Source organism: Candidatus Poribacteria bacterium, assembly GCA_026706025.1.
Classification (GTDB): Bacteria; Poribacteria; WGA-4E; order WGA-4E; family WGA-3G; genus WGA-3G.
The window spans coordinates 1-14450 of record JAPOZO010000089.1 but is presented as its reverse complement, the minus strand read 5'-3'; the positions used below and the strand labels follow the sequence as shown (position 1 = coordinate 14450).

Annotated in this window: 12 protein-coding genes; 2 read left to right on the top strand and 10 right to left on the bottom strand. The window is 47.3% G+C overall.

What is annotated here, in order from left to right; all coding sequences use genetic code 11:
* Positions 1-24: 24 nt before the first annotated feature.
* Together OXH00_22980 and OXH00_22975 are read right to left on the bottom strand one after the other, a co-directional pair.
* The gene (locus tag OXH00_22980; GenBank protein MCY3743889.1) at positions 25-879 is read right to left on the bottom strand and encodes a formylglycine-generating enzyme family protein; all 855 of its coding nucleotides are present in this window, start codon (positions 877-879) and stop codon (positions 25-27) included.
* A gap of 299 nt (positions 880-1178) precedes the next feature.
* The gene (locus OXH00_22975) at positions 1179-1604 is read right to left on the bottom strand and encodes a hypothetical protein (GenBank protein ID MCY3743888.1); all 426 of its coding nucleotides are present in this window, start codon (positions 1602-1604) and stop codon (positions 1179-1181) included.
* An 860-nt stretch (positions 1605-2464) separates the two neighbouring features.
* Between OXH00_22975 and OXH00_22970 the strand changes: the two genes are divergently transcribed.
* Positions 2465-2620 (top strand): hypothetical protein, encoded by a 156-nt coding sequence (locus OXH00_22970; protein ID MCY3743887.1) that lies wholly within the window; start codon positions 2465-2467, stop codon positions 2618-2620.
* A gap of 713 nt (positions 2621-3333) precedes the next feature.
* On the opposite strand, the gene OXH00_22965 is transcribed toward OXH00_22970, so the two are convergent.
* From OXH00_22965 to OXH00_22930, 8 genes are all read right to left on the bottom strand, one after another.
* A complete protein-coding gene (locus OXH00_22965) occupies positions 3334-4422 on the bottom strand; it encodes a sigma-54 dependent transcriptional regulator (GenBank protein ID MCY3743886.1) in 1089 nt (362 codons plus the stop codon).
* Between the two features lie 89 nt (positions 4423-4511).
* Positions 4512-5657 carry a Gfo/Idh/MocA family oxidoreductase gene (locus OXH00_22960; GenBank protein ID MCY3743885.1) on the bottom strand — a complete coding sequence of 382 codons (1146 nt, stop codon included), beginning with the start codon at positions 5655-5657 and terminating at the stop codon, positions 4512-4514.
* Positions 5654-6325 (bottom strand): hypothetical protein, encoded by a 672-nt coding sequence (locus OXH00_22955; protein ID MCY3743884.1) that lies wholly within the window; start codon positions 6323-6325, stop codon positions 5654-5656. Before OXH00_22955 ends, OXH00_22960 begins: the two co-directional genes overlap by 4 nt.
* A gap of 180 nt (positions 6326-6505) precedes the next feature.
* The gene (locus tag OXH00_22950; protein MCY3743883.1) at positions 6506-7567 is read right to left on the bottom strand and encodes a Gfo/Idh/MocA family oxidoreductase; all 1062 of its coding nucleotides are present in this window, start codon (positions 7565-7567) and stop codon (positions 6506-6508) included.
* Positions 7568-7606: 39 nt separating this feature from the next.
* Entirely contained in the window at positions 7607-7879 is a 273-nt protein-coding gene (locus tag OXH00_22945; GenBank protein ID MCY3743882.1) for a hypothetical protein, read from the bottom strand.
* Positions 7880-7882: 3 nt separating this feature from the next.
* Positions 7883-8368 (bottom strand): glycine/sarcosine/betaine reductase selenoprotein B family protein, encoded by a 486-nt coding sequence (locus OXH00_22940; protein MCY3743881.1) that lies wholly within the window; start codon positions 8366-8368, stop codon positions 7883-7885.
* A gap of 12 nt (positions 8369-8380) precedes the next feature.
* Positions 8381-9406 (bottom strand): Gfo/Idh/MocA family oxidoreductase, encoded by a 1026-nt coding sequence (locus tag OXH00_22935; protein MCY3743880.1) that lies wholly within the window; start codon positions 9404-9406, stop codon positions 8381-8383.
* 94 nt (positions 9407-9500) lie between these two features.
* Positions 9501-10499, bottom strand: coding sequence for a DPP IV N-terminal domain-containing protein (locus OXH00_22930; protein ID MCY3743879.1), 999 nt, complete (start codon positions 10497-10499; stop codon positions 9501-9503).
* A 296-nt stretch (positions 10500-10795) separates the two neighbouring features.
* Between OXH00_22930 and OXH00_22925 the strand changes: the two genes are divergently transcribed.
* Positions 10796-14374, top strand: coding sequence for a T9SS type A sorting domain-containing protein (locus OXH00_22925; GenBank protein ID MCY3743878.1), 3579 nt, complete (start codon positions 10796-10798; stop codon positions 14372-14374).
* The last annotated feature ends 76 nt before the right edge of the window (positions 14375-14450 follow it).

The following is a 14450-nucleotide window of genomic DNA, read 5'->3' as shown; positions in this document are numbered from 1 at the left end:
ACTCCTTTTCATCCGTAAATTGATTCATTTTGAGAGGGAGCGGACACATCGAAATCCTGCAAGGCTCAGTGTGCGCGTTGGGTTTTCTTTGTCTCGCACAGCAACCCGCACCATTCTGGGGTCGCCTGTCCAGGCACCACCCCGTAACACGCGCGGTGTATCAATATTCATGAAATCTGCTATCAACGTCTCGGTTTCGACGGCTCCTCCGATGGGGTTCCGCGGTGGAGAGTTGAAATAAAAATCCGCCTGATAGGCATCAAGACACCATTCCCACACATTACCCGCCGTGTCGTAAAGCCCATAGCCATTTGGCGGATATGTGCCTATCGCAGTTGTGCGGGGGGGGCTTTCCCATAGCTGAGTACCCGCCTTCGTGATATCCTCGGTATCACCCCAGGGATATTTTTTTCCAACTAGGCCGCCTCGTGCCGCTTTCTCCCACTCCGCCTCGGTCGGCAGCCGTTTTTCTGTCCACTGTGCATACGCCATCGCTGCGTACCAACTCACATAAACCACCGGGTGGTCGGCTTTCTCTGCCGAGTAGTCATTCTTTTCCCAAAGTGCTAAGTAATTGCCATCGTGATATTTTTCCGGAATGCTGTCTTTTCGCCAGTGTGGGTTGGCATCAACAAATTTTTTGTAATCTTCATTGGTGACGGGACGCACATCTATGTGAAACGCGTCAACGTAAACGGTATGCACTGGTTTCTCGTCGGCTTGATCTGTGTCGCTTCCCATCTGGAATTCACCCGCTGGAATTAAAACCATAGGGACCTCGTCTTTCAATAGATCTGTGATTAAACCAGTTGGGTTTTTGATGTCGCACCCAGAAAGGTACAAACAACATAGGACCAGAAATAGTAATCTGCTTTTCATATCTATCTCCTTAGGACTTACGCAGTCCACCAGTAGGTGCGGAATGTCCTACAAGGAACGGATTTAGTCCATTCCCAGTATAAACGTAGGTTGGGTTGAGCGGCATATACAAAGACCTGTTCAGACACAGTGAAACCTAATAATCTTAGGGCTGAGTAGACATTCTGTTGGGTTTTACTCGGCTTCTGTTTATTTTACGTTTCTTGATGCTGTGTGTAGTTGATAAATTGTATGCATTTCTTAGGAGTCTTCCGTTCAACTCAACCTACGTGATTAATATAGAACTTAAGCCACACATATTACTGTTGATTAGAGTAATATATTCCCCATACGATCGCTGCGACAACAGAGCCGCCGAGGCAACCCAACGTAGCGTTTCTCGTCTGATGTGCCTTAACTGCCTCTTTGTAAGCCGTTTGATAAGCCGTGACATACTCAGCGGATTTACCCATAAGTCGATGTGCAGGTAGTGAGGGTTCATGAATAGAAGCGGTAATGATTGCGGGTAACCCACAAAACAAGCAGCCCACGAGAGATGTTCCAACAAATGTCCCGCCTATCCACATTAACCGATTAACATTAGCAGCAGTATCGGTTTCAGCGTCTATTGCTGCTTGTGTCTGAGTTGGTTCAACACTCTCAGAAGACTGAGAATATACTGGCAATCCATAAACAAAAATCGCTAAAACAAGTAGACAGGATAGTAAAGTTCTGAAATTCAACATTTTAAACATGTCTCCTAAAAAATTTGTTGTAAAAATAAAAATACTTCAATGCTTATAGTAGATTCCGTGGTTATTTGGACACTCGTATGGTAGCGTGAACTGTGAAGTTGCGTCCTATACTGCCACAGGAAACTAACGGTTTCCTATGCTACAAAAAGCGTGCTACAAACTAATAGTCTGTCACATCTAAACTGATAGATGGTTCGTAGTGGCGCAATTCATTGCGCCATGGAACGTGCGATGAATCGCACTACTACGAACCGGATTTGCCCTTCATTTGAAGGTTGACAAAGCACTAAAAGTTTGTGCTACAAATATGTAGGGTTAATTCTGAGTTCCACTATAGTTTTCGGTTTTTCGTCGTTTTGTGAGAGTCGTCGCGAGCGTAACATGCAAAAACTGTGCCAATTCTTCCGATCTTCTGATGTGTCATTGTGTGTTCTACGGGTTCACGGACGATGTAGCCTTGTAAAATTAGGGTTTATAGCATCGTCCTAATTCTAAACCGAATGCGGTCCCGTTTCACGAAGCCGTGTGAAGATGCAAAAATTTTTGTAGTGCGTGCCAAATTTTTTAGTTTCACAAAAAATTTTGGGTTTGCCGCAGTCTATGCTACGGAAGATAGTGTCTAATAGGAAACCTTTAATCATCTTAAAGTTGTCCAAACCACAGTTATAATAAGGTGATTTTAAATATTATAGGATTTAAACCAATTAAGTCTATATCTAACTTGACACTGTATAATATTTTAAGAGAAAAAGCAAATTATATCCATACAGATCGTTAATTTCGCTTGAAAATACCTTTGTGGTCTCAGGGTGTGATATAGGCGCGGGTTTGTTAGAGGAGACACTACTGATATGAATCCTCGTGTAGAGACCACCATCAACGAACCAGGAGAATCGGGGTGTTTGGACGTTGTCTTCTCAGACGCATACTCAATTGCCAGAGGGCGGAGACGGGAGGTAGCGGGAACTACCTCGGTATCCGTCTCCAACGTCCATTCGCAGTCATAGGTGATTTTTGAAAAAAGTCACGTAAACGCTGCGATGCTGCTTAAAATATCAGAGACATCAAACGCGATATATGATATAATTAAACACGCACTGGCAATCCTGGTTGGCAGTGCCGTGGTTCGGGAGTCTTGCACACTCGCCGAACCACCTATAGAGGGTTTTTACGGATGCCGAAAGGTAATATAGCAAAAAAGAAAATAAATTGCAACAATTTTTTATTTTTTCCCAATTTTTATGTGAATTCAAGTCGATATCCAGCAAATTTTGGAGGGTAGCCCTTATTTTCCATGGATTTCCACCAATGCAATTTTGTTTGGTGAGGTCTCCCTACCTTTCCTATTCCTATTGGCAAGTGTAATCCGCAAGAACCGTGCCAATGTTTGCAATCTTCTGATGTGCCATTGTCTGTTCTACGGGTTCACGGACGATAGCCCCTTGTGAAATCAGGGTTTATAGCATTCTATTGATTCTAAGCCGAATGCGGTTCTGTTTCGCGAAGTTGTGTAAAGATGCAAAGATTTTTGTGATGCATACCAAATTTTTTAGTCTTACAACAAAAAATTTTGGGTTTGCCAAAGTTAATACCTATTGAGAAAAAAATCGGTTCTCAGGTAACCATATTCAGCAACAGATGTGTGAATTCGGTGAGTTCTACAGAATTGATAGGTATGGAAAGGCAGATGGTGAGTTTTCGGGGAAGAATATCGACTTTTTTAGGTGTTTTCCTCAGCCAATGCCCGATATTTATCCAAGGTCGGCACAGATATTTGGAGGCGTTCGGCAATGTCCTGTTTGGAGGAGTGAAGGATTTCTGCCTCATATCGCATAAGACTAATATAAGCGGTTATTTCGGACATTGTTCCGGTCTGGATGAGTTCCGATAATCTATTCCTGACATCTTCAGGTATTACGGGCGGGTCTCCATTAGGTGCTTGTGCGGGATCTGCTTCGACAGCGAATGAATCTCTAAGTTCTTCTGCGTGAGTATCCGCGTGTTCGTCAGGCTCATTTAGGTTTTCTACGGCTGTTTCGACATCCTCTTTTTTCAATTCTTCGCTTTCTGCAAAGATGAGTGCGGTTTCTATTACGTTTCTGAGTTCTCGTACATTCCCGTACCAATTGATATTCTGAAGATATCTAATCGCCTCTGGGGCTATATCGGTGATTAATTTATTGTAACCTTTGCTTAATTGGGAGACAAAATCATGCGCCAAGGGTGCGATATCCGCGCGCCTGTTACGGAGCGGTGGAATCTGAATCCGAAAGAGGTTGAGTCGATAGTAGAGGTCTTCCCTAAATTTTTTTCTATTAACTGCGGTTTTAAGGTTTCTGTTTGTTGCCGCGACGACTCGGACATCCACCTCGATAATTTCTTCGGCACCGATGGGTGAAAATTCTTGCTGTTCGAGTACCCGTAAAAATTTCACTTGGGCTTCAGGCGACATCTCGCTGACTTCATCTAAGAACAAGGTGCCGCCGTTTGCCTGTTCAAATATCCCGCGATGCTTCCGAATTGCAGTGGTAAAAGCCCCTTTTTCATGCCCAAAGAGTTCGCTTTGAATGAGTTCTGGCGAAAACGCCCCACAGTTGATGACTTTGAAAGGTTCATCTTTACGTGCACTATTGTCATGGATGGCTTGGGCGATGACTTCTTTGCCAACGCCAGTTTCACCTGTAATAAGAACAGTTGCTTCTGTAGGCGCGACTAAATTTACGGCTCGAAAGACCTCTTGCATCTGTGCTGATTCACCGATAATATCCCTGGTAACGTTCTGCATCTGAGTCGTAGTTTTCTTACTCATTTTGTTTTCCTCGGGTTTTGATGAAAATCACCGTTATAAACACTACATTGGTTCCAGAAATCTCTCGCCTGTTCGGTACCTGTGCGCATTCACAGGGTTTGGTGGTACTCGGCAAGTGCTAAGGAGAAATCACCACGTTTACCTAAGAGCAGTGCCTTCTTGCGTCGGTATTCTCCATTCTGCGGATCACTATCGAGTTGAGGTGTGAGTCGTTGGAGTTCGGCGTCCGCGTTCGCACGAATCTCGCTCAATTTTAGACTTGTCTGCCCTTGTTTAATGGAGTCTTGTAATCTCTCTCGGAACCACAGCGCGGGCAAAGTACTGCGGAGCGTGCCAGCATACGGTTCGCGATGCCCTTCAATAGCCAAACAGAACTCCTTAAGCTGCCCGGAAGAACCTTGTATATTCGCCGAAATCTCCTCATCGCCGCCGCCCATCCTGAAAGTGTTCTCCCGAGAGAAGCATTTCCAAGTCTGTAGGTCGCTCCAGACGTAAGAGGCACCGCCAGTAATTTCAATTTTATGATAGGAGTCATTGCCCCATTGGCGGTTGGAGGTTTGGCAGAAAGTACAAAGTGCGCCCTGCGGGAATCTGAGAGTACAGGCGATGTTCGGTGCCCCATTTCTCGAAGTCATTATAGTCGCTTCTTCAGGGAGCACCGTATACTCTACAAAGAGCCGCCGGGCTATCTCAAAGACAATCTGGAAATGTGAGTCTCCAAACTTCAACAAATCGTTTAAATACGGCACGCGTCCGATACCGAGCAAGAACCGCATGTCCTGAATAATTCCGAACCCTGAACCGCTTACAATCCGTAAGATTTCCTGAATACACCTGCTAAATATGAACCGTGTTCCTGTCATGACAAGCCGTTTATATTTTTCAGATGCTGCAGCAAGGTGAAGTCCTTCTTTCAAAGAGGTAAAAGGGGTCGGAGACAAGACATGGATACCCGCAGCAAGGGCAGATTCAATGAGTTGGGCACGCGGTACGCTTGCTGTCTCGTCTGAGATAATAATAACCCCATCTAAGTGGAGTTTCGCTGTATTGAACATCTCTTCAGGGTTCTCAAAGAAATCACACTCAAAAAACGATGCGAACTCTTCAACACGGGCACGGTTTTCGGGAATGACACTGGAATTTGCAATGCAGTTTACACGCAATTGAACAGGGTACAAAGCTTGAAATAGCCGCGGTTGTATCTGTTCTCCAGAGTAAACGACACCTATCCTCATGATGTCCTCCCGTAATCGTAATGTCTTTTCATTTCCTCTACTTCAGTGACGCGTTCATTTGCTGCTGCTATCTCGGTTTGAGCCCACTGGTCAATAGCGTTCTTTATCTGCCTGATGGTTGTCTGGTGCAGGAATTGAATTTCAGATTCTGTTTTAGAAAGGCGTTCTGCTATCTCTTGGATAGGCTTTTTTAGAACGGTGAGACACCCTATCTGAAATTCAAACAAACTCCTCAGTCGGAAGCTAAGGGCTAACATCCCCCACCATTTACTGTTCACCTCACCAATTAATTGTGCGCCGCCAGTCAATGGGCGTGATAGTGGGTTATTTTCTTCAGGTAAACACAAAATATCAATCGCGGCAGCTATAGTGAGGTTTTGAAGACCTTCCCAACGTGAGTTACCACGCCACACATCTGCCACAGAAAAATTGTGAGTCTGCTCTACGGCTCGACAGAACACTTCATGCTGCACGAAATTAGCAGCACGTCTATCAACTAAAATATCTAAGGCAATCGCATAAACGCTCTGTCCATAAGGAACAGCGTCATTAATGCGGGCGGTATTTATCACAGCTAAGTTGGGACCCGATCTGGGTACCCGTAGCTTGGCTGAGTAAGCTGCTGAATCGTAGTATTTTAAAAATTCTTCTCGTGTAATCTTCGCCACATCCCTTCAAAAGTAATGTTCAGCCAGTTTCAAAGTTGGGTTTCTCTCGGGCTATGTAGCGTTATAATAGAGCGATTGTTATTTATAGTCAAATTAAAATTTATTGAAGCCTACATCTAACTGAGGACGGTGCGTAAGTCCTAATACTAATTTCTCTGAAAAAACCAAAATTTTTCATCCCTACAAAGGTAGCGAAATCGGTGCACCGATTTGCGAGGAGCGATACGTCGCTTCTGCTAATTCAATACCATCTCTGCCGATGCGTCCGTGGGTTGTCGGTTCCGCTTCACCGGCGATGCACTGGAGCCAGTGATCAATGCTTGCACCTTTCGCTGCCATACCCCAATACCGCTGTTGACGCTGCGCGTCTGGAACGTTGCGATACGTATCGTCATCCGGTGCTGGCTCGGTGAATTCTTCTGCCGCTGCCATATCGTGGGTTTTCCAACGGAGTCCGTGCCGAATCAGTGTCGCGGAGCCTCTGCTTGTAACGAGACCGTTCCCACTATTCCCGATTTCCGCTGCCCAACTCTTAATCATCATACCGACACCACCGTTCTTGAAGTGCACGGTCAGCACGGCGTTGTTTTCTACGGCTTCGTCGACAGATGGATAGGTGCCGCCGAGTGGGACATGGCTCGTGAACCCATAGACAGTAGCGGCGGGACCGTAGAGCCACAACCAGATATCGAGATTGTGGATGGCTTGCTCCACCAACATACCACCCGATTCTGCTTTGACAAACAACCACGGATGCCGTTCTGGAGAAAAATAACCGACCTGATTAGAATACGCCATCTGCAGCGTCCCGAGTGTACCGTCGTCTAATAGCGATTTCAATTTCATATATCCGGGATCGAACCGCATCATATAGGCGACCATGAGGAGGACCCCCGCTTTTTCAGCAGCGGCGACCATCTCATCACCCTCCGCGACGTTGCAACACATCGGTTTCTCCATCAAGATGTGTTTGCCGGCATCGGCGGCAGCACGCGTGATTTCAAGGTGTGGACGTGGATGGACACACACATCAACTGCGTCTATGTCCGATCTGTCGAGGAGCGCGCGATAATCTGTATAGGCATTTGCGCCAAACCTGTCTGCCTGTTCGTTTGCGGATGCTTCATTGATGTCAGCGATTGCAACGATGTCAGCACGGCGCGTCGGTTCTTGGTAATAGGGTGCGTGGAGGTTGCGGAAGATGCCGCCACATCCGATAATGCCGACTCTGATTTTGGCCATGGAATTCTCCTTTAAGACTTACGTTCGTAGTAGGGCAATTTATTGCCCGTTCCCAATGCCTAATGTATCCATCACCTTAAGAAAGGGAGGTTCCTTTGTATCCTCTAAAAGTGTGAGTGCTTCCGCTATAATCGCGTGTTGTAATTCCGGATTGTTCGGTTCACCGAGCGGATAACCAAATCTATAAGGTACGGATAACGCACGTGGTGGCTTCACCCTTTGCGTTATGTTTTTATCAAGCGTTATGGAAACCGTCGATATTCCTGTTTCTTCAACAGCGCGTTGTATCAGCCCTACAGACTGATTGCACATCGGTCAGACAGGGGTCAAGAATGCAACGTCTACACCATCGGCTTTAAGCATCTGTCCGACTTCAGGCGCGGTTTTTTTAATGAGAGGTTTCGGTTTTGTAATAGATCCCATGAAACTGAAGTGTCTGTCGTTGAGTGAACCGATTTGACCTTCGGTTTCTAATTCTCGAAATCGATCCAGTGGGAATACAAGGTTTATATCGCTTTCTGTGCCACTTGCGTCGAAAGCCTTACTTCTATGTCCAAGCGCAAGGACTTGTGTCTCGATTGTATTTGGTATTTCTCGGTACGAACAATCACCACCTATAATCCTATCATTATACGGCGTTTGTTCTTGGAGATGTAAGCCCGCGGTTGTAATGAGCGCGACACGGCATCGGTTTAATTCCTTGTGAAGCGGGGCGTTCGGAGGTGTGCCACCATAGGACTTGACCGGATATGCCCGCATAAAGAACCGGTATAAATTGTCCAGTTTGAATATAGATACCATACACACCCTGTATTAACCGTTTGCGAAGATAAGCCGTGTCCTGTTTTGACACGGGAGTTGAATCGTCTGTCCAGTGATGTCGCTCTCAATCGTAGCGAACCCGATTTCGTTGACAGCGGTGTAGTCATCACGAGCACAATGCGGGAGGGGTCCACCGTCGAGATAATCCGTAATCTGTTCGTATGCGACCTTGAATGGACTGGCGTTTTCAGGGAGCTCCAGCGTAGCGTTATCAACCAATTTGCCTGCTTTATGGACAGTCGTACCACTATAAAATCCTGCCTGTACACTGCCTTCATTGCCGAGCACATCAACGGAGAAACTGCCGCGTGTGCCGTGGTTTCCGACGTGGAATCCCATAACACCGCTTTCAAATTGGATGGTTGCACCGACAACCGCTGGCTCGGGTTCGTAAGACTCTGGCACATCCCCGCCACCAGAGACGAATCCCGTCACGGAGACCGGGTCGTAGCCAGCGAACTGACAGATCATATCCGTTGTGTGGATAGCGAAGGAAAGCACACCGCCACCGCAATACCCGATAACGGTTTGCACCTCACCAATGAGTCCCTCTTTGATGAGCGACTGAAGACGGATTAGGTGCGGTCCCCAGTGTCGTGTATAGTCCACAACGATGGGAATCCCTTTTGCATCGGCACCTGCTGTCATTGTATCAACCTCTTCAAGGGAACATCCGGCGGGTTTTTCGAGGAAGATGGCTTTAATGTCAGCTCTCAGGACGTTCTGCATCACCTGAAAATGATGCGGACCACGGACACAGACAGCCACAATGTCTAAATTTTCGCTTTCGAGCATCTGGACATCTGTTTCGTAGTAGTTGATGGAGTTATCTGGGAAGCCGGGGCCCCATGTCTGCTGGAATTCTGCTTGGCGTTCCGCGGACATGTCTGCGACTGCGACCAATTCGGTTGTTTCGCAAAAACGGATACCACCTGTATGACAATACGGATAAGCGTCATCAGGCGTTGAATAACGGGCGGCAATGCTGCCTAACCCGATAATACCGACACGATACATTGGCGTTACTCCTTTTCCGAGGATTGCATAAGAGGATAGCATAAACGCGGGAAATTGGCAAGTCGGATAGGAGAATTGGCAGAATTTGGCTTCCTCACTTCGTTGTATGTGGGTTTTGCTTCAGTTTGCCCCAAAGGGTCGTCTGGGTGTTCGCAGTTGGAGAAACGGCAAGGAAACCGGAGGGTACCCACGCCGGAGAATAATCCATCGCTTCATGCTTTGTGATTTGGCGAGGATTTCCAATGGTGTCTGGTGTAATCAGGTAGATGTTTGCGTCACGATTCGGGTTGCCCCATGGACTTTCAAGCTCCGATTCGTAGGCAATCCAGCGTCCATCCGGTGACCACGCTGGATTTCTACTCCAAGTTTCCAGCGGTGACACTCGCCGACTGTTTTGGCCCTTAGCATTCATGACATAGATACCTCTCGAACCGTTCCATTTGAGTTTGTCATAGGCAATCTTTTCACCATCAGGTGACCAACTTGGACTTACGCCCCAGCTAAGTTTTCTTACATTTCTGCCTTCGGTGTTCATGACATAGACATCACCGCTGTCATTCCGGATGGAATAGAAAGCAATTGAGCGACTGTCTGGTGACCACGCCGGTGCTGAGTTATACCTGCCTTCGTTTGTGAGTCGTTGTAAATTCTCACCGTTAGCATCCATTTTGTAGATATCATAATTCCCTGCCTCGTTGCCTTTCCTGTCGGATGCAAAAGCGATCCATTTCCCGTCAGGTGACCAAGAGGGGCTACGGTCACTTGCTGGGTGATTTGTCAACCGGCGAGTCTTATTTTTTTTCAGATCCATCACATAAATTTCGCCTTTTTTACCATCTCGGTGCGACACGTAAGCGAAAGAACGACCGCTTGGTGACCATGTCGCGGAATGGTCGGATGCTGGGTGGTTCGTCAGGTTGCGCAGATTGTTACCGTCTGTATCAATGATATAGATTTCAAGGTTTCCTGATCGGAGCGATGAGAAGGAGATATATTGCTTGCCAGGGACTTGCGCATTGAGATTCATAGCAAACAGCTTGCTACTTAACACCAATGCAATTCCAAACGCTAAGTATGCATATTTTGTTTTCATTTACGAATTCCTCCAAAAAATTAGCCTGCCGCAGTTAGGAAGTTGATGAGAGAAGTATAGCAAATATGATGCCAATTCCTAACCGACGCATATATTGGGCTGCATCTTTGGTTTTCAGTCCTGTGAGCCGTTGTTCCGTCAAATTATGGATGTCGTTGTCCATAATTTGAACGTTATGGTTTCGGATGGGTTGTTGTATCGGTTGAATTTGGGCTGTAATCATTGTAAAATAGATATTAAGTCTTATTAGCCTGTAGGTTACATAACACGCATCCACTGGAGAGTAAATAGATCCTATGCGACTTTTAGTATCAATCCATCTTATTTTTACCGTTGTTAGTGGCTTCGTGTTCGCAGATTCGTGGCTGTGTGGAACGCCGCTTCTGCATCAAGAACACCTCGTACAACACCCGCCTGAAGCGGTTGCTGCTGCACCTGCTGCACCTGTTCAAATCGGACAGACGGAACGATTTTTTATTCATATTCCAGAAGCAGAAGTGACTGCGACCTGTATCGCTAAAAGCGAACATCTCTACGTCTATATCGAAAATTCGGTCCGCGATATGCTCACCAAGGCCGAAGCAGTCGCAATTGCAAGAGAATTTGACACACGCATCTACCCAAACGTCCGAAAATGGATGGGAACAGAATGGAAACCCGGACTCGACAGAGACAATCACATAACGCTGCTGATGCACGATGTCGGTATGAACGGTTCAGGACTCGAATATGGCGGCTATTTCGCATCCGCTGACCAGTTGCCGACAGCACCGAACAGTAACCGGCGTGAGATGCTCTATATGGACATTTTTCAGTTCAAAGAACGCTCCCGACACACTTTTTATAGCAGTCTGGCGCATGAATTCGCACATCTCATCAATTGGTTTCAAAACGGTGGGACAACCGATCAACGGTGGTTAGAAGAAGGCACAGCATCTTTCGTGGAGTGGGCAGTTTACGGCACTGTACACACTATTTTTGTTGACGGTTATCTCGCGGATCCGGGTATCTCGCTCGCTTATGCCAACACATGGGATGTCTATTACGGTGGTGCTTTCATGCTTATGCTCTATCTCTATGAGCAGTATGGCGGCTCCGAACTTATCCGTGGTATCATAGGAACGGATGTTCTCGGTGAACACGGAATTGACGCTGCCTTAGCAGGTCGCGGGCGAAGTGAACGTTTCCCCGAAGTCTTTCTGAACTGGGGACTCGCGAATTGGGTGAATGCACAAGCGAGAGACCAAAAACTCGGTTATACCGGCTTGCGTAACCGAAAGGTGACGGCTGCGGTGCCGCGCGTCTTCAGCTATCCGAGTGAGATGAATAATATTGGTATCGACCAGTGGAGTGCACACTATATTCGCTTTGAAAATCTTCCCGAAACGCTTGACATATCTCTGACCGGTACGGATTCAGGAAACCTCTACGCCACCACCCTTTACCTGCCAGTTAATGGACGGTCAGTTGTTGCACCTATCCCGTTTGACACCCAAAATAGAGGACACATTCGACGCGAAGGGCTTCAACGAAATGGTGAGATTGTACTGATGGTAACGGCAGATGCGCCACAGACGTTCAGTTATATCGCTGTGGATGTACATGAAGGCTTTGAAGTAGGCGCGCTGCGTGAGTGGACATCGGATGTTATGCCTGATGTTGTAACTGATGCCCTTGGCAGTCGCACCCAACCGAGTATGTTCCCGATAGACCTGAATCCGGAAACACAGTTGGAGCCGATGACGCAAATCCATCTCGCCAGCGACTATACGGATATTGTAGTGAGTGGGACAGATGTTGCGTATCTTTATGCTGCGAGTCATTGGGGATTTGAGATATTTTCGCTGGCTGAACCGACGCAGCCTGTCCGTATTGGTGAAATCGCTACACCCGGACAGGCGCGATCTGTGGTCGTTGATGGCGATACGGCTTATGTTGCCGATGGTGCTGCAGGTGTACATGTTATTGATATGGCGGTACCGACCGCGCCAAAGGTTCTAAAGACGCTTGGTGGATTCACAGACGCACGCAAAGTTCAGATTGCCGATGGCAATCTGTATGTGCTTGGCAGAGCACGAGGGATGCTCGTTTACGACGAAAACAATGTCCGCAACGCTCAAACACCGCGACCTCGACGTTTCTTCCACACTGACGGCACGCCAATTAATGTTGTTATCCATGACGATACCATCTACTTGAGTGATGATAGACATGGCATGTACATCCTCGAACCGAGTCCATTCGGCAATTTTGACTTCCGCAGTGTTGTGCCGGTACTCGCCGCCGCTTATGAGATTGCGGAGACAGCAGATGCCGCGTATGCTTATATCGCTTCAGGGAACCTCACCTTGGTTGATGTTACGGACATCCAAAATCCCGAAACAGGTTTCCGCTTAAATACGCCTGGGTTCGCAACCGGCATTCAACTTCATAACGATACCATCTATCTCACAGATCAACAGGCGGGGCTGCACATCATTAATGTACATAACCCGCAGCAGCCACGGCGAATTTCCTCACAACCTACGTTTGGCAATGCAACTGATGTCGTCATCCGCGATGCGTTGGCTTATATTGCCGATGGGAAAGGGGGTATCCAGACCTTTGATGTCAGCAAACCTGAATCGCCGAAGTGGTTACACCACCATGCTTTTGGGGGGACTGTTTATGGGCTTGATGTCGTGGAAACAACGGCAGGTGAGCGGACTGTCTATGTTGCAAATGGCGTGGGAGGATTGCGCACCCTTGAATTTACGACCCCTTATCACGGTACTTTGACCCGAAATCTGTCATTGCCTGCGGATACGCGTACTTCTAACGAGCAATTCGGAGCTACAAGCTGCACCAAAGTTCGTGTACAGGACGGGTACGGCTTTATTGCTGTCGAGACAGGTATGTTCGTTGTTGATCTCACGGCGAATACGATTCTGACGCATATACCGACAGCTGCACCTGTTGCGGATATCGCGCTGCACGAAGGCTATGCCTATCTTTGCGCGGAATCGCTAATTGTCGTCGATAGCCGGGTCCCTCAACAGAGCAAAATCGTTTCCAAACGTGACATCGATGGGAGTGCTTATCGTGTTGTCGTTGACGCGGCTTCACCTTCATACGCCTACGTTGCCGCGCTTGAGGGTGGGATGCATGTTTTTGACATTACAGCACCTTCAGTGCCGCGTCCTGTTGGGAGTTACGCCACACAAGGAAATGCAACCGGCGTTACACTTGCCGGAAAACGCGCGTATCTACTGGATAGCGGCGTTGGCGTTACTGTGCTTGATGTCTCTGATCCGCGCGAGCCGAGGTTGCATGGTATATATGAAAATGATGCGCTTCCCATTGACGCGCAGGTTGGAGGGAACTATCTCTATCTATTGGATAGCGAAAGCGTTCAGTTGATTGATACACGCACGCTGACAGTTACTTCGCGGTTTCGTGAACTCCGGTTTCCGTCTGAATTAAAATTAACGGACACTGCCCTCTATATCGCGGATCTGTATCAACTCCGCATTTTTCGCGTGCATCCAGACGGTTACTCGCTCGCTGTTGAGGAGACGATGCCGTCTGATTGGATACCGGATGTCGTTAAATCTACGCCTGTCAACCGTTTAAGCCAAAATTTCCCAAACCCATTTAATCCAGAGACATGGATTCCGTATCAACTCGCTTCAGACGTGAATGTATCGCTCTATATCTATGATGCGCAAGGCAGACGTATCTATGCTAAGACGCTGGGGTACCGTAAAGCAGGTTCGCACACTGCACATTGGGATGGACGTAATGCTGACGGCGAACCTGTCGCAAGCGGCATCTATTTTTATGCTATTCAAGCTGGAGATTTTCACGCGACCCGAAAAATGCTCATCAGACGCTGAATTTTCTATACGCACCGGGTATCTGGTGTTACTCAGTTCTCTACGTTCTAATATAGGTACTGATTGTCTAATGCTC

Coding starts and splice junctions, on each gene's coding strand:
- OXH00_22975 (MCY3743888.1), bottom strand. CDS start 1,604: ATGTTGAATTTCAGAACTTTACTATCCTGTCTACTTGTTTTAGCGATT.
- OXH00_22940 (MCY3743881.1), bottom strand. CDS start 8,368: ATGGTATCTATATTCAAACTGGACAATTTATACCGGTTCTTTATGCGG.
- OXH00_22965 (MCY3743886.1), bottom strand. CDS start 4,422: ATGAGTAAGAAAACTACGACTCAGATGCAGAACGTTACCAGGGATATT.
- OXH00_22980 (MCY3743889.1), bottom strand. CDS start 879: ATGAAAAGCAGATTACTATTTCTGGTCCTATGTTGTTTGTACCTTTCT.
- OXH00_22960 (MCY3743885.1), bottom strand. CDS start 5,657: ATGAGGATAGGTGTCGTTTACTCTGGAGAACAGATACAACCGCGGCTA.
- OXH00_22935 (MCY3743880.1), bottom strand. CDS start 9,406: ATGTATCGTGTCGGTATTATCGGGTTAGGCAGCATTGCCGCCCGTTAT.
- OXH00_22925 (MCY3743878.1), top strand. CDS start 10,796: ATGCGACTTTTAGTATCAATCCATCTTATTTTTACCGTTGTTAGTGGC.
- OXH00_22950 (MCY3743883.1), bottom strand. CDS start 7,567: ATGGCCAAAATCAGAGTCGGCATTATCGGATGTGGCGGCATCTTCCGC.
- OXH00_22970 (MCY3743887.1), top strand. CDS start 2,465: ATGAATCCTCGTGTAGAGACCACCATCAACGAACCAGGAGAATCGGGG.
- OXH00_22930 (MCY3743879.1), bottom strand. CDS start 10,499: ATGAAAACAAAATATGCATACTTAGCGTTTGGAATTGCATTGGTGTTA.
- OXH00_22945 (MCY3743882.1), bottom strand. CDS start 7,879: ATGTGCAATCAGTCTGTAGGGCTGATACAACGCGCTGTTGAAGAAACA.